13 protein-coding genes are annotated in these 17,699 nt (G+C 70.9%); 7 read left to right on the top strand and 6 right to left on the bottom strand.

Annotated features, from left to right (window positions below; all coding sequences use genetic code 11):
• Positions 1 to 68 precede the first annotated feature (68 nt).
• The 6 genes from QC180_RS02135 to QC180_RS02110 form a co-directional block, all read right to left on the bottom strand.
• A complete protein-coding gene (locus QC180_RS02135; protein WP_278260833.1) occupies positions 69 to 899 on the bottom strand; it encodes an ESX secretion-associated protein EspG in 831 nt (276 codons plus the stop codon).
• Positions 896 to 2,032, bottom strand: a complete 1,137-nt coding sequence (locus tag QC180_RS02130; protein ID WP_278260832.1) for a PPE domain-containing protein — start codon at positions 2,030 to 2,032, stop codon at positions 896 to 898. Before QC180_RS02130 ends, QC180_RS02135 begins: the two co-directional genes overlap by 4 nt.
• 43 nt (positions 2,033 to 2,075) lie before the next feature.
• Positions 2,076 to 2,387, bottom strand: a complete 312-nt coding sequence (locus tag QC180_RS02125; RefSeq protein WP_278260831.1) for a PE family protein — start codon at positions 2,385 to 2,387, stop codon at positions 2,076 to 2,078.
• A gap of 110 nt (positions 2,388 to 2,497) precedes the next feature.
• Positions 2,498 to 2,848 (bottom strand): metallopeptidase family protein, encoded by a 351-nt coding sequence (locus QC180_RS02120; RefSeq protein ID WP_278260830.1) that lies wholly within the window; start codon positions 2,846 to 2,848, stop codon positions 2,498 to 2,500.
• A gap of 2 nt (positions 2,849 to 2,850) precedes the next feature.
• A complete protein-coding gene (locus QC180_RS02115) occupies positions 2,851 to 3,921 on the bottom strand; it encodes a septum formation family protein (protein WP_278260829.1) in 1,071 nt (356 codons plus the stop codon).
• 84 nt (positions 3,922 to 4,005) lie between these two features.
• Positions 4,006 to 5,703 carry an aldehyde dehydrogenase family protein gene (locus QC180_RS02110; protein ID WP_278260828.1) on the bottom strand — a complete coding sequence of 566 codons (1,698 nt, stop codon included), beginning with the start codon at positions 5,701 to 5,703 and terminating at the stop codon, positions 4,006 to 4,008.
• 81 nt (positions 5,704 to 5,784) lie between these two features.
• Here QC180_RS02110 and serS point away from each other — a divergent pair, with 81 nt between their 5' ends.
• From serS to QC180_RS02075, 7 genes are all read left to right on the top strand, one after another.
• Positions 5,785 to 7,041, top strand: a complete 1,257-nt coding sequence (serS, locus tag QC180_RS02105; RefSeq protein ID WP_278260827.1) for a serine--tRNA ligase — start codon at positions 5,785 to 5,787, stop codon at positions 7,039 to 7,041.
• Between the two features lie 78 nt (positions 7,042 to 7,119).
• A complete protein-coding gene (locus tag QC180_RS02100) occupies positions 7,120 to 8,979 on the top strand; it encodes a putative bifunctional diguanylate cyclase/phosphodiesterase (RefSeq protein ID WP_278260826.1) in 1,860 nt (619 codons plus the stop codon).
• A gap of 193 nt (positions 8,980 to 9,172) precedes the next feature.
• The gene (locus QC180_RS02095; protein WP_278260825.1) at positions 9,173 to 10,720 is read left to right on the top strand and encodes an MFS transporter; all 1,548 of its coding nucleotides are present in this window, start codon (positions 9,173 to 9,175) and stop codon (positions 10,718 to 10,720) included.
• A gap of 55 nt (positions 10,721 to 10,775) precedes the next feature.
• Entirely contained in the window at positions 10,776 to 12,659 is a 1,884-nt protein-coding gene (locus QC180_RS02090) for a serine/threonine-protein kinase (RefSeq protein ID WP_278260824.1), read from the top strand.
• Between the two features lie 55 nt (positions 12,660 to 12,714).
• Positions 12,715 to 13,881 (top strand): DUF7373 family lipoprotein, encoded by a 1,167-nt coding sequence (locus QC180_RS02085; RefSeq protein ID WP_278260823.1) that lies wholly within the window; start codon positions 12,715 to 12,717, stop codon positions 13,879 to 13,881.
• 17 nt (positions 13,882 to 13,898) lie between these two features.
• Positions 13,899 to 15,755 (top strand): serine/threonine-protein kinase, encoded by a 1,857-nt coding sequence (locus QC180_RS02080; RefSeq protein ID WP_278260822.1) that lies wholly within the window; start codon positions 13,899 to 13,901, stop codon positions 15,753 to 15,755.
• Entirely contained in the window at positions 15,752 to 17,662 is a 1,911-nt protein-coding gene (locus tag QC180_RS02075) for a protein kinase domain-containing protein (RefSeq protein ID WP_278260821.1), read from the top strand. Before QC180_RS02080 ends, QC180_RS02075 begins: the two co-directional genes overlap by 4 nt.
• Positions 17,663 to 17,699 lie beyond the last annotated feature (37 nt).

Raw genomic sequence — 17,699 nt, 5'->3', positions numbered from 1 at the left:
TCGATGGGCTAATGCTCAGCAGTCGGCAGGTGACGGCCGCCGCCGAGGACGACTCGATGGGCTAGTGCTCAGCTCTCGGCGACCGCGGCCTTGAATTCGGTACGCACCGGCAGGGATTCGATGAGATCGGCCACCGCCGTGCGCAGGCGCGCGGCGGAACCGGTGGCGATCGAGGACCACTTCACGCCGTCGTCGGCGACGCTGGCCGTGATGATGAAACGGCCACCGCGCGTGTTGAACACGGCGATGTGGTTGTCCTGGATGTCGCGCGTGCCGTCACCGTAGGCCACGCCGACGATCTCGGCGTAGGAGTGGATCTCCACCAGGGCCGAGGCCAGTGCCTGGGCGTCGGTGGCCGGATGGCCGATCTTCGCCAGCCGCGCGGTGGTGGCCGCCGCGTCGCCCGTGTCGCCGAAGATCGGCGCGAGTTCCTCGGTGGGCGCGTTCATGCCGTACAGCTCGAGCGCCTCGCTCTGCCCGAGCGCGTGCAGAACCGCGCCGGGCAGATCGAGACCGGCATCGTCGACGACATAGGAATCCGGCCCGCGCAGGGCGACGACCGCGCGGTCGTCGCCCTGCGCCAGACAGAATCGGTTCACCTGGCCCGCGACCACCCACCGCAGCGCGATGATCCACTGCGGCCGGTAGAGCACCCGCAGGCGCTCGGCGAGCTCGGGCGCGACCGTGTCACCGAACACGAGTTCGCGTTCGGTGAGCGCGGCCTCGGCGGCATTCATGGCCGCGTCGTGCGCGGTCACGTTGTCGTAGCGCCCCAAGGCATCGAGGACGACGGGCATCTCGTCGAACTGCAGCTTCTCCAAGAGGAACTGCATCTCGTCGAGCGAGAGCACGACGGCCTCGAGCAGCGATCCCCCGCTGCCCCCGCCCAGGACCGTCACTTGGCCGATCCGGCGAGGTCGGCGCCGATCACGCCCTCGGCTGCGTAGCGCCCGTCGGTGAACTGCTCGTCGGAGCGGCCGTAGTCGACGGCGTCGTGCTCGTCGTCGTCTTCGCCCTTGGCGCCGCGGCCGAGCAGCGGGTTGGCGCCGTGCCCGGTGTTGTTGCGCACCGGCGCGCCGTCGACCCGGTTGACCACCGAGTCGGTGACCGGCGCCGCCGCGGGCGTGCTGGCCGCCGGAGCGCCCCAGCCCTCGGGCAGCTTCAGCTGACCCGGCGCGAAGGTGGCACCGCCGCCGCCGAGACCGGCCGACACGGTCGACAGGCCGCCCGCGACACCCGCCGCGCCCAGACCCGACATGACCGGCGCGGCCGCCGTGGTGGCGGGCACGGTGCCCGCGCTGACCGCCGACAGCGCCGAGGCACCGAGGTTGCCCGCGGTACCGACACCGCCGGAGACCACGCTGCCCGCGACATTGGCCGCCTGGGTGGCCGCGCTGACCACACCGGGGTTGGAGACGAAGGCCTGCGCCGCGCCGATCGCGGTGGCGATCGGGTCGCCGCCGAAATCGCCTTCCGCGGCCGAGCCCGCGCCGCTGGCGATGGCGGGCGGCATGGCGAAATCGCCCGGGGTGGTGACGGTGGCGGTGGTGGCCGCCTCGTAGGTCTCCATCACCAGCGCGGCGCGGATGTCCATCGCGTTGCGGGCGACCTCGGCGACCTCGAAGGCGCCGGAGACGACACCGGGCGGGTTGGCCGAGGCGGTGACCGCCGCGTTGGTGGCCAGGATCTCGGGCAGGCTCGGCATCGCCAGCGAGGCCACGGTGTAGGCGGTGGCGTTGGCGGTGGCCTTGGCGCTCATCGCGCCAGCCAGCAGGCTCTGCTGACCGGTCCAGGCCAGGAACGGCGCCAGGCGGCCGAGCACGGCGATGCCGTTGACGCCCTGCAGGCCGGTGCCGACCTCGGCGATCACGCGGGTGACGGTGAAGGCCGCGTCACCCCAGGCCGCGGCCAGCGTCCCCCACGACGTGGCCGCTGCGGCGATCGGCACGGCGTGCGCGCCGGTGTTGAGGGTGGTCGAGTTGACTTCGGCCATACGCGGTAGCCAGAAGACCCCGGTGATCCCTGCGGTCATGCTTGTTTCTCCCCTGAGTGAATGATCGTCGGATCGGGTACGGCTACACCTGGACGGCGTTGATCGTGGCCGCGCGGGCCACGTCCTCGCCGATGTGGGTGGTCAGCTGCGAGCGCAGCGTCGCGGCGGCGTGGTGCAGCTCGAGGATGCCCTGCGCGATCGCGCTGTCGTGGGTGCCCGCGGCACGGTTGAAGTGCGTGGCGGCCAGCAGCGACACCTCTTCGGCTCCGGAGGGGAGCACGTGGGTGGTGGGGCCCGCCAGCGCGGCGGCGGCGGCGAGCCGATCGGCGAGCAGATCGAGCTCGGCGGCGGCGGCGAGGACGATTTCAGGTGCGACGAGAACGTGTCCAACCATGACCCGACTCCTTCTGGTGGCGACTATCGGGAACCACGAGAATTCCCCCTACGAGTGATAGGACGCGAGAGCGGGACGTTCGGTTCCATCGATTCCCCACCCATTTTTCGCTAACCCCATCCCAGCTCATGCAACCGGTCGTCGTCAATCCCGAAATAGTGTGCTATTTCATGGATCACGGTGATCGCCACTTCCTCGACCACCTCGTCGTCCGTACTGCAGATGTCGAGAATAGCCTCTCGATAGATGGTTATGGTATCCGGCAGCGAACCCGCGTAGAAGCTGTCTCGCTCGGTGAGCGCGATCCCGTGGTAGAGCCCGAGCAGCGAGGGTTCCTCGTCGTTACGGTCCTCGACCAGCACCACCACGTTGTCGATGGCCTCGGTCAGTTCGGGCGGAATCCGGTCCAGCGCATCGCCTACCAGCTCTTCGAAGCGCTCCGGCGACATCCGATCGGCCATGGTCACCGCGGTTGCGGCTGGGGCGGCAGCGGCGCCGCGCCCGGCAGCGGGGCCGGGGTGGAGCGGCCGGTGTTCGGCGGCGGCACGGGAGCCTGGCCGTCGATCAGGATCTCGCCGCGGGCCGAGCCGACGATCGGCGCGAAACCCTCACGGTCGACACCCTTTCCGAGCCAGCAGTTCAATTGGTGACTGCCAGCGAGCCAACTGGTCGGTTCCAGAACATCGAAGAACATCGTCAGTGTCTTGTTGCGGATGGCGTCGGGACTACCCAGATAGTCGGTGGCGAGCCGATTGCATTCGGCCTCCACATACTTGTCCTGATCGGCCTCCGAGGGCGGGCCGCCGGTGAAGTTGGCGGCCAGGTCGACGGTGCCGACGATCTCCACCGCGTGCGGCTGGGCGCAGTCGACCGGATCGGTCGGCAGGTTCTGGCTGATGCCCAGGCAGGTGCCCGGATCGTGGATCTTGGACTGGTCGCCCTCGGCGATGCTGCCGGTGGAGGCCGGGCTGGTGGTCGTGGCGGCCACCTGCACACCGCAGCGCAGCGTGCGGTCACCGTGCTGCCAGCCCGCCGGGCTCGGCGACATCACGTTCACCGTGTACTTGCCGCGCGTATCGAAGCGGCCGCCGAGGTAGCGCTGCACCGCGCTGACGCAGTGCTCGTCGCGCAGCTCGGTCATCCGCAGCGAGTCCGGGTGCCGGGTGCCCTCGCCGAACTCCCGGCCCGGGTAGGCGCTCAGATCGATCACCCCGGCGACCTCGAACAGGTGCTTGTCGGCGCAGTTCACTTTCACCAGGTCGCTGCGGTCGGGCTTGGTCCAGCTCAGGCAGTCGCCCTCGGCGGCGCTGCTGAACTCCTTGTCCCTGACCACCGGCTCGGCGCCGGGCTGGTGGGCCTCGACCTTGTCGCTGTCGAAGCCGGTGAAGGTCATGGTGACCAGGGCGGCGAGCACCGCGCCGAGGGCGGCGATGAGCATGCCCCAGCGCAGTTTGTTCGCCGAGAGGTGCAGCGAACTGCCGCTGCGGCGGGTGCCGGACGGTTTCGGTGCTGGTTCGCTTCGCTGCTCGGTCATCGTTGGCGAGTGTAGGTAACGGTCGCCGACTTTGTCCGCGACCCGGCCGCGACCGGCCGACTGACCGGCCGGTCGCGGGGGCGGTCAGCCGCGCAGCGCCGAGACGAAGATGCCGGGCAGACGGCGGATCTTTCCGTCGCCGTAGAACTCGGTCAGCTTGCGACCGGTGCCGGTGCCGGTCTTGTTGGAGACGAACCACGGCGGCTTCGGGGTGGTGGCGAACTCGCCGCCGAGGACGGAACGCGGCGCCGGGCGGAACGGGCCGCGCACCACGGTGCGTTCGACGTCGTCGAGCAGGAAGGCGTTGTGTACGACGCCGACGCCGCTCTGGATGTCGTCGAGGGTGTGGCCGGGGTAGGCGCCCCAGCTCGCGCGCGGGGTGAGGAAGGCCAGGCCGGTCCAGGAGTTGAGCGCGACCGTGCCGTAGCGCAGGTTCTCGATGGCGGTGTCGAGCGCGCCGCCGAACGCCTTGATGGTGGCGGGGTCGGCGATGATGTTGGCGCCCAGGGTGCCCATCAGCTCGTCGTTGGCGAAATCGACCGCGTTGTCGAGGAATTCGGTGCCGGTGCCGGGCAGTTCCACCACGCCGAGCACGGGGGAGAAGTACTCGGTGCGCAGCAGCGGGGTGCCGGTGGTCGGCAGGTTCTCGGCCAGCACGCGACCGTTGGCGCGGGCGGCCTCGGGGTAGCTCTCCAGCGCGCCCGCCACCCGGTTGTCACTGCCGGGGTAGTAGGCGGTGCGGGCGGGCGCGGCGTCGATGGCGGCGCGCAGTTCGGTGAGGAACTGCCGCTTGAGCGGCCAGTCGGCGGCCAGCACCACCGTCTGCGCGGCCACGCAGTTGTAGCCGCCGTTGTGCAGGCGCATGGTCGCCACGTGTTCGGCCTGGAACTTCAGGTCGGCCGCCGACCACTCACCGGGCACCACGATGACCGGCGCGACCCCGCCCAACTCGCTGGTGATCGGCTTGTCCAGCGCGGGCTTGCCCACCGCGCGCGCCTTGGCGCCCGCCTTACCGGTGCCCCACACGATGGCGTCGTGGGTCGGCGCGCCGCCGGTCATGTGCACGTGCGCCACCTGCGGGTGGTTCACCAGGTAGCCGCCCTCGGCCGCACCGCCGGTGAGGATGCGTACCAGGCCGAGCGCGATGAACGGCGCGAAGATCGTCTGGAACACCGGCAGCAGCGGGTCGGTGATCGGGTTGAGCTTGAGCGCGACCACGCGGTTGTTGGCGTAGAGCTCGTAGAGGGTGTCCAGCGGCGCGATGGACATGATGTTGCCCGCGCCGAGCACCGCGCCGACACCGTGGGTCGCCGCCGGGTCGAGCTGGGCCAGGCCCGCCTTGCGTCGCGCGGTCCCGGCGTCGACGCCCGGCTTCAGCCAGACATCGGCGGAGAACCCGCTGAGCAGCAGCTTGTCGTAGATGCCGTGCGGCAGCGCGGGCACACTCACCCGGCCGCCGGGCGCGCTGCCAAGGGCGACACCGTCGAGCGGGCTGCGGCCCTGCTCGAGCGCGCGCAGCGAGTCGCTGAGCGCCTTGGCCCCGCCCAGCATGGTCATCGGGCCCGACATCCACTCCTCACCGAGCAGCGGGCTGTCGGCGTCGAGCTTCTTGATCACGCGCGCGGCGTCCACCCACGCCTGCGCCTCACGCGCGGTGATCGCGTGCAGTTCGTCGAGCAGTTCGCGGCGGCGGCGCAGGTCGGTCGCGGCCCAGGTCTTCTCCCCCTGAGTGAGATCGGCGAGTGCGGTATCTATCCCGGCGGTGTCGAAAGAAGTACTCACACCGCAACTATGCTCTCCCCGCCCCCGCTTGGCATAGGGGCGAAAGATTATCCGTTGCGCGCACTACTAGGCTGTTTTCCTATGATCGACCTCCGATTCGTGCGCGAGAACCCGGAAGCCGTGCGCGCCTCGCAGCGGGCCCGCGGTGAGGACCCCGCCCTCGTCGACGCGCTGCTGGAAGCCGACGCCGCGCGCCGTGCCGCCGTGGCCACCGCCGACACCCTGCGCGCCGAGCACAAGGCCATGGGCAAGGTGATCGGCAAGGCGAGCAAGGAGGAGCGCCCGGCCCTGCTGGCCGCCGCCACCGACATGTCCGCCAAGGTCAAAGAGGCCGAGGCCGCCCAGCACGCCGCCGACGCCGACCTCGACGCCGCGCACCGCGCCATCTCCAATGTGGTGCAGGAGGGCGCGCCCGCCGGTGGCGAGGACGATTACATCGTGCTCGAAACCGTCGGCACCCCACCGGAGTTCGACTTCGAGCCCAAGGACCACCTGGAACTGGGCGAGTCGCTGGGCCTGATCGACATGGAGCGCGGCGCCAAGGTGTCGGGCTCGCGGTTCTACTTCCTCACCGGCCACGGCGCGCTGCTGCAGCTGGGTCTGCTCCAGCTGGCCGCGCAGAAGGCCGTCGCCAACGGGTTCACCATGATGATCCCGCCGGTGCTGGTGCGCCCGGAGATCATGGCCGGAACCGGCTTCCTGGGCCAGCACGCGGCCGAGGTCTACCACCTCGAGGACGACGATCTCTACCTGGTCGGCACCTCGGAGGTGCCGCTGGCGGGCTACCACGCCGAGGAGATCCTCGACCTGAGCGAAGGTCCCAAGCGCTACGCGGGCTGGTCGTCGTGTTTCCGCCGCGAGGCGGGCAGCTACGGCAAGGACACCCGCGGCATCATCCGCGTGCACCAGTTCGACAAGGTGGAGATGTTCGTCTACACCACCCCCGAGCAGGCCGACGCCGAGCATCAGCGCCTGCTGGCCTGGGAGCGCGAGATGCTGGCCGCCATCGACGTGCCGTACCGGGTCATCGACACCGCGGCGGGCGATCTGGGCAGCTCGGCGGCGCGCAAGTTCGACTGCGAGGCGTGGGTCCCCACCCAGCAGACCTACCGCGAGCTGTCGTCCACCTCGAACTGCACCACCTTCCAGGCGCGCAGGCTCTCGGTGCGCTACCGCGACGAGAACGGGAAACCGCAGATCGCGGCCACCCTGAACGGCACCCTGGCGACCACCCGCTGGATCGTGGCCATCCTGGAGAACCACCAGCAGGCCGACGGTTCGGTGCGGGTGCCCGCGGCGCTGGTGCCCTTCGTCGGCACCGAGGTCCTGAAACCGTAGACCTCTCCACTGTTTGCCAGGTGGGCATTTGTAGCATGTGGCAAACGACCTGACCCGACAACATCTAGGCTGGTGCTCGTGCGAGGAATCGGGGCGCGCGGCGATACCCGAACCCGGGTGCGGGCGGCATCGGCGTTGGCGACGGCAAAGGTCATGGCCAGGACAACGGGGGCGTTCTACGTCCTCGGCGGTGTCCTCGGCCTGACCATCACTGCGATCGCACCGGCTGACACGCGTGCCCTGGACGTCACGGGCGTCGAGGACGGCAGCCGGTTACTGGTCGGCATCGCGGCCGCGGTCGCGCTGGTCCTCGGGCTCACGCTGCTGGCCTGGGGTCCGCGCATGCCGCACGCCCTGCACCACGCCTATCTCGCCACCGCGACCGTGCTGGTCACCATCGCGGTGCACGATTTCCCCAACCTGGTCGGCGGTATCACGCTGGCCTCGTTCTACGTCTTCGTCGCCTGCGACGCCGCGCTGTTCTTCGCCTGGCCCTTCGCCGCCGCGCACATCGGCTTCGCGATGGCGCTGTGCCTGTGGGTGCTGCCCGATCGCGGGCTGTCCTGGTGGTCGGGCCTGATCCCGGCCGGTGTCACCTTCGGCGCGGGCGTGGTGGTCGGCATCCTCACCCGGATGGCGTCGGACGCCGATATCGACGTGCTCACCGGCCTGCTCAACCGGCGCGGCTTCGAGAAGCAGCTCAACCCGGCGATCGACGCGGCCGGACGCGGCGGGCACGGCCTGTCGCTGGTGCTGGTCGACCTGGACCGCTTCCAGAAGATCAACGATCACCTCGGCCACCGCGCGGGCGACGCCGTGCTGCAACGCGTCGCCGACGCCTGGCTCGACCTGCTCGCCCCCGACCAGGTGCTGGCCCGCTTCGGCGGCGACGTCTTCGCGCTGCTGCTGCCCGGCACCACCGAACAGGCCGCCATCCTGCTCACCGAGCAGCTGCGCGCCGCGGTGACCATGGGCTGCTCGGCCGGTGTCACCTCCTGGCAGCCGGGCGAATCGGGCTCGCTGCTGATCAGCCGGGCCGACGTGGGGCTGTACCGGGCCAAGCAGGCGGGCCGCAACCGCACGGTGCTCGAGTCCTCGCGGCAGCTGCCGCTGGCGGTGGAACTGCGTGAGGCGATCGACCGCGGCGCGCTGGACGTGCACTACCAGCCGATCGTCAGCCTCACCGAGGACGGCGGCCAGGCGGTCGGTGTCGAGGCGCTGCTGCGCTGGTCGTCCAACGCCCAGCCCGAGGTGACCACCGAGGGCCTGATCCGCGTCGCCGAGGAATACGACCTCATCTCCGACCTGGACGAACTGGTGCTGCGCCGCGCCTGCGCCGACGCCGCGCGCCTGCAGGAGAGCTTCGCCTCGCTGGATCTCACCCTCAATGTCAATGTCTCCGGCCTGGAACTGGCCGAGACCGACTACGCCGAGCGGGTCGCGACCATCCTCGCCGACACCGGCTGGCCCGCCGACCAGCTCGTCCTCGAGGTCACCGAGAGCGAACTGGCCGCCGAATCGCAGACCGCCATCACCAACCTGCACACCCTGCGCGAGCGGGGCGTGCGCATCGCCATCGACGACTTCGGCACCGGCTACTCCTCGCTGAGCCGCCTGGCCACCATCCCCAGCGACATCCTCAAGGTCGACCAGTCCTTCGTCGCCGCCATCCGCTCCGACTCGCCCGCGCCGCCGCTGCTGGGCGTGATCGCCGCGCTCAGCAAGTCGCTCGATCTCCAGGTGATCGCCGAGGGCGTGGAGACCGAATACCAGGCCGCCGTGCTCACCGAACTCGGTTTCGCGCTGGCCCAGGGCTACCACTACAGCGATTCGCACCCGGTCTCGGAACTGATCAACGACCTCAACGAGGGTAATCCCCAGGCGGGCACCTCCGACGACGACGATTCGCTCTCGGCGAGCGGTTGGATCCCGCTGTGACATGGAGCGCTGGCGCGCTCGAGTTCGCGCCCCCTGGGGTCCCGTCGATCAGGCACCGGTGCTTGCTCCTTCGTCGCCTACGCACCGGCACCTGATCGACGGGACGGGCGCGAACCGCCGACTTCGTCGGCGATCCCTCCTCGAGGTCGGGATGTGCGGGGTTGGGGAGGTGGGGGTGGTTAGGTTGTAGTACGTGAGCCGAGATCGGGTCGACGTCCGCGGCCTCACAGTGCGCGCGGTCCTGTTCCGGGGCACCCGCGACCTGCTGCCGATCTATGCACTCTACGGTGTGCTCTTCGCCGACCACGGCCTGAGCACCGCCCAGATCTCGCTGCTGCTGGCCATGTGGTCGGTGACGGCGTTCGTCCTCGAGGTGCCCTCGGGCGCCTGGGCCGACACCGTCTCGCGCCGCGCCCTGCTCATCGCGAGCTGTCTGCTCCAGGGCATCTGCTTCGCGCTGTGGATGATCGCGCCCTCCTTCGTCGGGTTCGCGCTCGGCTTCGTGGTGTGGGGCATCGCCGGAGCGTTGGAATCGGGCACCTTCGAGGCCCTGATCTACGACGACCTGGTCGCCCGTGGCGCCCCGAACGCCTACGCCTCGATCATGGGCTGGTCGCGCGGCGCCCAGGAATCCACGGTCCTGCTGGCGATCCTGGCGGCGGCCCCGCTCTACGCCCTCGGCGGCTACACCCTGGTCGGCTGGGTCAGCGTCGGCATCGCCCTGCTCCACACCGCCACCGCCCTACTCCTCCCACGCCCCCCGGTCGCCATCTCCGCCACCGCCGTAGACGACCTCGACGACACCCCACCCACCCCCGACCGCCTCGGCCCCCACGCCATGCCCACCTCCCCGCCGGTCATCCGCGTGGTGACCGGCACACCATCGCCCACCGAGGCTGACGCCACGCCCGCCGGTCGCGACGTCACGCCCGTGCCTGGCGGCGACGATGTCCCCGCGTCCGGCGGCGACGATGTGCCCGTGCCTGGCGCTGGCGGTGCGTCTGTGCCCGCCGGCGGTCGGGTGCCCAACGACGATGACGCGTCCACACCCGGCGATGACACGCTGCGCGCGCCAGGGCACGACACCGATCACCCGGCAGCGGCCACCAACGATCCCGGCGCAACGGTGTCCTCCCGCTACTTGACCATGCTGCGTACCGGCCTGGGCGAGGCCCTGCGTGTGCGCCGCGTCCGCCGTGGCGTCCTGCTCGGCGCGCTGCTCTATGGCGTCACTGCCTTCGACGAGTATTTCGGCCTGCTGGCCGTCTCCGGCGGCGCCTCCACCAGCACCTCGGCGTTGCTGATCGCGGTGACGGTGGTGGGCTCGCTGCTCGGTTCCCTGCTGGCGGGCCGCACCGAGGCCGTCTCGGCCCGCACCCTCGCCGCCGCGCTGTTCGTCGCGGGCCTGCTGTTCATCGCCGGTGCGCTGGCGGTGGGGCTGGGTGGCACGGCCATGCTGTGGATCGGGTTCGTCGGCATCGGTATCGCCTACGGCATCGACTTCAACGCCGAGGTCATCGCGGGCGCCCGGCTCCAGGACAGCATCGCGGGACCGGCGCGCGCCACCGTCACCTCGGTGTCGGGTCTGCTGTCGGAGATCGTGGCACTGGGGGTGTTCGCCTTCGTCGCACTGGCCACCCAGTGGCTGGCGATGTCCACCACCATCGCGCTGTTGGGCCTGGTCATCCTGGTCAGCGCCGTGCTCACCCCGACCTGGCTGCCGCCGCGCCCCACCCACTAGCGCCGTGCCGGGATGCTAGGTTGCTGGCGAAACCAGGAGTGGGGGAGTTACCGCGATGATCGAGCCGTTGTCGCCGACCGAGTCACCGGTGATCGGCCGCTACCGCATCCGCGGGGTGCTCGGCGCGGGTGGGATGGGCCGGGTGCTGCTGGCCACCGGGCCGGACGGCCGGTTCGTGGCGATCAAGCAGATCCACGCGCACCTGCTCGACGACCGCGAGTTCCGCGCGCGCTTCGAACGCGAGGTCGCGATCTCGGCGCGGGTGTCGGGTGCGTTCACCGCCGCCGTGGTGGACTTCGACACCGCGAGCGAATCCCCGTGGCTGGCTTCGGTGTTCATTCCCGGCGTGCCGCTGGACAAAGCGGTCCGCGAGCTGGGCCCACTGCCCGTACCGGCCCTGCGCACCCTCGCCTCCGGCCTGGCCTCGGCCCTGCACTCGATCCACAGCGCGGGCCTGGTGCACCGGGATCTCAAGCCCGCCAACGTGATCCTGGCCGCCGACGGCCCGCGCGTGATCGACTTCGGTATCGCCCAGGCGGCCGGACTCGGTTCCGCCCCGCTCACCGAGGTGGGTGCGGTCGTCGGCTCGCCCGCGTACATGTCCCCGGAGCAGGCCAACAGCGCTCCGGTGACCTCGGCCAGCGATGTCTTCTCCCTCGGCTCGCTGCTGTGCATGGCCGCCACCGGAACCAGCCCCTTCGCCGCCACCTCCGCGCCCTACACCCTGTTCAATATCGTGCACAGCGAGCCGCAGCTCGACCAGGTCCCCGAGCCGCTGCGCGAACTGATCGCGGGCTGCCTGCGCAAAGACCCCCGCACCCGCCCGACGCCCGCGCAGATCCTCGACTATCTCGGCGTCCTCCCGGTCCAGTCCCAGCCGTGGCCCGCGCCCGTGCATACCCAGATCGCCGAACAGACCAGGAATCTGGTCGCACTGACCTCCGATCCCGAGGCGACCCAAATCATTCCGGCGAACCTGGCGACCCCGCACCCGGGCTCGATGGTGCCCGCGCCGCCGGTCCGCAAGCGGCGCACCGGAATACGGATCGGCATCGCCGCGGCGGTCGCGGTGATCCTGGCGGGCGCGCTCACCGCGGTGGTCCTGCGCGGTGGCGACGACCCGAAGCCCCCGGCCGAAGTCACCGCCACTCTCCCCGCCCTCGACCAGCTGCGCGGCACCGACACCTGCGACTGGGTCCGCGACGCGCTCGGCGAAACCCTGCCCGCCGATGTCGCCGCCAAGGCCGCCACCTCGGTCGCCGCCTGGCGCTGGCAGATGACCTCGAGCTGGGGCTGCGACGCCAGCTCCGGCGGTGCCCGCCTCGCCGTCGAAATCGGCGCGGCCACCGAGGCTTTCACGGCAGGCGCCGAGGTGGTCAACGGCTATGCCATCGCCCGTCGCGGCGAGGACTGCGCGTTCGCCATCGACGGTGGCGCCGACGGACACCGGTGGGGCATCACCGTCGACACCTTCACCCGCGCGGACTGCGCCCTCGCCGAGCACACCGTCGACCGCCTCACCGCCGCCCTCGCCACTCTGGCTCCCGCGCCCGGCGCGCAGACCTCCCTGTCCACGGTCGACCCGTGCGCCCTGGTCGACACCGCCACCCTCGGCGCACCCACGTCGCAGTCGGCCCACACGTGTGAATGGCGCGGGGAGACCACCGTGCGGATCGTGCTGTCCCAGCCGCAGCGGTCGCAGACCTCGATCGAGGAGAAGGTGATCGATATCGGCGACGGCGTGCTGGTCGAGGACGAGACCTTCGCGTCGATGAACCTCCACGAATGCCGCCGGGTCCATCGCTTCCGTAATGTCGGTCAGTCCTACCGCGAGATCGTCGAGGTCTTGGTCTCCGACCCGGACGAGACCACCGGCGCGCTGTGCAAGGTCGCCGATCCGCTCATGCGCCAGGCCGTCGGCCGGTTGCCCGCGCGGTAGCCGCGGCGAATGCCCAGGTGATAGGTTCACCGCAGAGTTCGGGGAGGGATTGTTCGTGCGTCATCCGTCGCGCTGCCTGGCGGTGGCGCTCTCGCTCACAGTGCTGTTCGCCGCGGGGTGTGGGGACGAGCCCGTCGTCCCCGATCACGGCGACTACGCCCTGACCCCGATTCCCGGCGATTTCGACGACCTGCCCAGCCGCGTGCGCGGATCGCTGGTGGAGTCGGCGCGCATCGGCGAGCGCGTGCTGTTCGCCGACCGGATCGATCCCGAGTTCACCATGGGTCGCGGCGGCGGGGTGGTCGTCGGGGTACGCGGGGTCGACGACCTGCTCTCCGGCGTGCAGAAGACCGCGCTGGGCCCGTTCGACGTGCTGGCCGGTTTCGGCGCCATCGGCGGCAACGGCTACGTCGACGACGAGCAGCGCGACGCGTTCCTGTCCATCACCATCCTGTCGCTGCCCGACGCGGGCCAGGCCACCGCGGCCGCGCAGGCGATGGCCGCCGCCGACTTCACCGCCAATACCGAGAACGCGCCCCTGGTGCTGCCGGAGTTCCCCGCCGCGCTCAGTCACTGGCGTCCCGGCGTGCCCACCGCGGGCAGCTGGCTGGTGTGGCAGAACCTGGTCATCCGGCTGTACGCGAAGATCGTCGAGCCGAGCCCGGAACAGCTCACCGACCTGCTCGCGCGCACCTATCGCGCGCAACTGGCCGAGCTGGCGAACTTCGTGCCCACCCCGGCCGCCGAGCTCGCGAACCTGCGCCTGGACAGCGACCATCTGCTGACCCGCACGCTCAAGACCGGCGAATACTGGCCCGACCGCTGGGATTTCATGCTCTACGGCCCCCGCGCCTACGCCCTGCTGCTCGACAAGCCCGCCGCCCGGATGCGCGAATTCGAGGCGGCCTCGATGGACGCGGTGGCGGTGTCGGACAACAAGTTCCTGCACCGCGCCGCTGACGAGCCCGCCGCGACGGCCTTCGCCGAGACCGAACGCCGGTCGCTGCTGGCCGCCGACTACTCGGCCATGCGGGGTGTGCCCGGGGTCGACGGGATCGACTGCTACCGGGCGGCCCGGCCGAATCCGACCAGCAACTCGGCCCGGCGCTTCGCCTGTCTGGTGTGGCATGGCGAGTTCGTGGTGCGGCTCTACAGCAACCAGGAAGACGACGTCCGCCGTCAGGCCGTCGCGCAGTTCGCGCTGCTCGGCGGGCAGTGGTGAGTACAGGGGGTGTGGGCATGAAACCGCTGACCGCGCAGGATCCGGTCCAGCTGGGCCGTTACCGCCTGCTGGCCGTGATCGGCAAGGGTGGGATGGGCCAGGTGCTGCTGGGCCAGGGGCCCGACGGGCGGCTGGTGGCGGTGAAGCAGATCCATCGCCAGTTCACCGGCAATCCGGAGTTCCGGGCGAGGTTCCGGCGCGAGGTGCTCGCCTCCCAGCAGGTCACCGGCGCCTACACCGCGGGCGTGGTCGATCACGACGCCGACTCCGAAACACCGTGGCTCGCTTCGGAGTACATCGCCGGTCCGGCCCTGCAGGACATGATCGCCGAGTTCGGCAAGCTGACGGTGAGCGGTCTCAAGCTGCTGGCCACCGGCCTGGCCATGGCTCTGCTCGAGATCCATCGCACCGGCCTGGTGCACCGCGACCTCAAGCCGGGCAATGTGCTGCTCACCAACGACGGCCCCCGGGTGATCGATTTCGGTATCGCCCGCGCCCTCGAGGACGATCTCGCCCTCACCACCACCGGCACCGTCCTCGGTTCGCCCGCGTACATGTCGCCCGAGCAGGCCGAATGCCGCCCGCTCACGGCGGCTTCGGACGTGTTCGCGGTCGGGGCGATCCTGGCGATGGCCGCCACCGGTGTCAGCCCCTTCGACGCGCCCTCCACGCCGCAGGTGCTCTACAACGTTCTCTACAGCGCCCCCGACACCAGCGCCGTCCCGCCGCCGGTCCGCGTGATCGTCGACGCCTGCCTGGCCAAGGACCCGGCCGCGCGTCCCACTCCCGAGCAACTGCTCGACCTGGCGGGCCGGATCGAGGCCGAACCGGTGTGGCCGGTGCGTATCCGCAGGCGGATCGCCGAATCCCACGCCGAGGCGGCGCGCTGGGCCGACGGCACCGCGCAGACCGAACCGCAGGCGCCCGCACCGCCGAAACGGCTCTGGCCGCGGCTGGTCCCGGTCGCCGCGGTGGTCTCCGCCCTGACCCTGGTCGCCATCGCGGTCTGTGGTCTCGGCACCGACGGCACCGCGGTGGCGATGGACGACCCGCCCCTGGCCCTGACGCCCGAGGAGACCCGCGGGCTCGACATCTGCGCGTTGCTGAAACCTGATGTCGTCGGTGAAATCGGTACCGCGGTGGGCGAACTCGTGCCCGGCGGGGTGACGGGGTGCCACATCTACTATCTCGAGCCGTCCGGCCGCAAGGTCTACCTGGGCCTGGAGACCGGGGTGTCAGTGGCCGAGTCGACCTCCAACAAGCAGTCGATGGGCTCGACGATCAACTGGATGCCGGTCCTGGGCCGCCATCGCGAGGCCCGCAACTGCGATCGCATCGTGGTCGCTCAGAGCGGTGTGCCGTTGGCGCTCACCATGAGCGCGAGCGTCAACGAGGGCGACGGGTGCCCGGCTGCCGAACGCGCGCTGGCGGCGGTGGTCCGCCGCCTGGCGGTGAATCCGCCGCTGCGCGACGACCCGCCGGGCTCGGTCCTCACCCTCGACGCCTGCTCGCTGATCGATATCGCGGTCACCCGCCCGATCGTCGGCGACCCGGTGCGCGAGCGCACACCGCACGGTTGCGCGGCGACGGGGCGCGAGGGCTACTTCGCGATCGGCATCGACGACCGCACGCGACCCGACAATGTGGTCGGCGGCAAGGCCCGTCCGACCATGACGATCGCCGGGCGCGAGGTCTTCGTCGACAACGAGTCGGCGAACTTCTGCGAACTGGCAGTCATGGTCCGCCCGACCCGCGACGATCGTGCCGAACAGATCCGCGCCAGCTACTACTCGTATCTGCCGCAGCCACCCGACACCTGCGACACCGCCGCCACCCTGCTCGCCCCCGCTCTCGCGAAGTTGCCGACCTCATGACGATCCAGCCTCCCGGCCCCGGCGAGCCCGGCACCATCGGCCGCTACCGGGTGCTCGGCGCCCTCGATTCCGCGCCCGGCTTCCACGCGGTCCTGGCCGCCGGTCCCGACAACTCCCTGGTCGTGGTCCAGCAGGCGCAGCACGAACTGCTCGGTGAACCGGACTTCCGGGTCCGGTTGCGGCACAGTGCTGTTGCCGCGATGCGGGTATCCGGTGCGCACAACACCACCGTGATCGATGTCGACGCCGATGCCGAAAAGCCTTGGCTGGCCTCGGTGTTCGTGCCGGGCGTGCGGCTCGACCAGGCCGTCGCCGAACACGGCCCGCTGCCGGTCCCCGCCGTCCGCGCGCTGGCGGCCTCGCTGGCCTCGGCGCTGCGCGCGGTGCACGGCGCGGGCCTGGTCCACCGGCGGTTGCGGGCCGACTCGGTGCTGCTGTCGGCCGATCGCGGACGGCTCAGCGAGATCGGCATCACCCCCGTGGACGGGCCGTCGACCACCGAGACCACCCTCGGCACACCGGAATTCCTGGCGCCGGAACAGGCGCTCGGTCTCGAGATCACCCCGGCCGCCGATGTCTTCGCGCTCGGCTCGGTGCTGGCCTTCGCCGCCTCGGGCGTCACCCCGTTCGCCGCGCCGTCGGTGCCCTACACCCTGTTCAACATCGCCCAGCGTGAGCCCGACCTGAGTCGGGTGCCCGAGCCGCTGTTCGAGATGCTGGCCGCCTGCCTGCGCAAGGACCCGGCCGCGCGCCCCACTCCCGGACAGATCCTGGAGTATCTCGGCGGCGAACCGAGCGGTCCGCCGCCGTGGCCCGCCCCGGTCCTCGACGACATCGGCCGCCGCGAACACGAGATCGCCGCCCTGCTGGCCGCACTACCACCGCTGACCCCCGCCGAACCCGAACCGGCCCGCCCGCTCCCCGAACGGCTGACCGCCGCGACCGCCGCGACCAAGGAATTCGGCAGGCGCGCGATGTTTTCCACGCGCCGTCGCTGGGGTGCCGCGAGTCCCCGCGCCCGGATCGGCACCGCGCTCGGCGTGGTGACCCTGCTGCTGGCCGTCGCGGGCATCACCGCCTTCGCGACCCGCGAACAACCCCCGATCACCGGCCTGACCCTGGCCCAACTGCGCCAGATCGACGCGTGTGCCTGGCTCACCACCGCCATCGGCGACGCGGTGCCCGTCGCCCCGGCCCCGCTGCCCGCTGACACCTGGAAACTGGAACCGAGCTCGACCTGGGGCTGCCTGGCTGGCTCCGGAAAGTACGGCATCACCCTCGAACTGGGCCAGAAGAACCAGTACCTCACCCCGCAGGTGAACCTCGTCGACGGTGTCGCGGTGATCAACGGCAGCTCGGCCACCTGCTCCCGGGTCATCGCGAGCCCCGGTGACGACGCCGCCACCGGCATCGCCATCGGCCTCAACGAACCGGGCTCGGCGGGGGAGTGCGCCGGGCTCGACTACCTGGCCGCGAATATCGCGCGCACACTGAGCGCCGCGCCGCGCGCCGGGGACCGCGAGGGTCCGCTGTCCACTCTCGAACCGTGCGCACTGCTCGACCGGGACTTCGTCGCCGGGAAGATCGGCGCCCTGGCCGTCGCGCCGACCATCGCCGACGCGCACACCTGCCAGTGGGACGCGCGCCTGCGCGTCAGCGTGAAACTGCTGCGCACCAGCATGCTCACCACGGGCAACGGCGTGCGGCCCGGCGAGGTCGACGGCCTGACGATGTTCGACGACAAGACCACCTCCAGGGCCATCTGCACCCGCGCCTACCTGGTGCCCGACGCGGGCACCGAGTCGATCGAAGTCGCCGTCCACGGCATCGACGGTCTGCGCGAGGACTACTGCCCGATCGCCGCGAGCGTGCTGCGCCACGTGGTGGACCAGCTGCCCGACCGCTGAGCTGCTGGGGGATACTCGACCGGCGATGACCACCACG

Origin of the sequence: Nocardia anocheti (genome assembly GCF_029675105.1) — a bacterium.
In the GTDB taxonomy this organism is placed as follows: domain Bacteria; phylum Actinomycetota; class Actinomycetes; order Mycobacteriales; family Mycobacteriaceae; genus Nocardia.
Note: the sequence above shows the minus strand (reverse complement) of the source record. Positions and strands in the feature narration are given on the sequence as shown.

Bases quoted from the DNA above. Each gene is read 5' to 3' on its own strand.
- QC180_RS02090 (WP_278260824.1), top strand. From the start codon at position 10,776: ATGATCGAGCCGTTGTCGCCGACCGAGTCACCGGTGATCGGCCGCTAC.
- QC180_RS02125 (WP_278260831.1), bottom strand. From the start codon at position 2,387: ATGGTTGGACACGTTCTCGTCGCACCTGAAATCGTCCTCGCCGCCGCC.
- QC180_RS02075 (WP_278260821.1), top strand. From the start codon at position 15,752: ATGACGATCCAGCCTCCCGGCCCCGGCGAGCCCGGCACCATCGGCCGC.
- QC180_RS02120 (WP_278260830.1), bottom strand. From the start codon at position 2,848: ATGGCCGATCGGATGTCGCCGGAGCGCTTCGAAGAGCTGGTAGGCGAT.
- QC180_RS02080 (WP_278260822.1), top strand. From the start codon at position 13,899: ATGAAACCGCTGACCGCGCAGGATCCGGTCCAGCTGGGCCGTTACCGC.
- serS (WP_278260827.1), top strand. From the start codon at position 5,785: ATGATCGACCTCCGATTCGTGCGCGAGAACCCGGAAGCCGTGCGCGCC.
- QC180_RS02130 (WP_278260832.1), bottom strand. From the start codon at position 2,032: ATGACCGCAGGGATCACCGGGGTCTTCTGGCTACCGCGTATGGCCGAA.
- QC180_RS02115 (WP_278260829.1), bottom strand. From the start codon at position 3,921: ATGACCGAGCAGCGAAGCGAACCAGCACCGAAACCGTCCGGCACCCGC.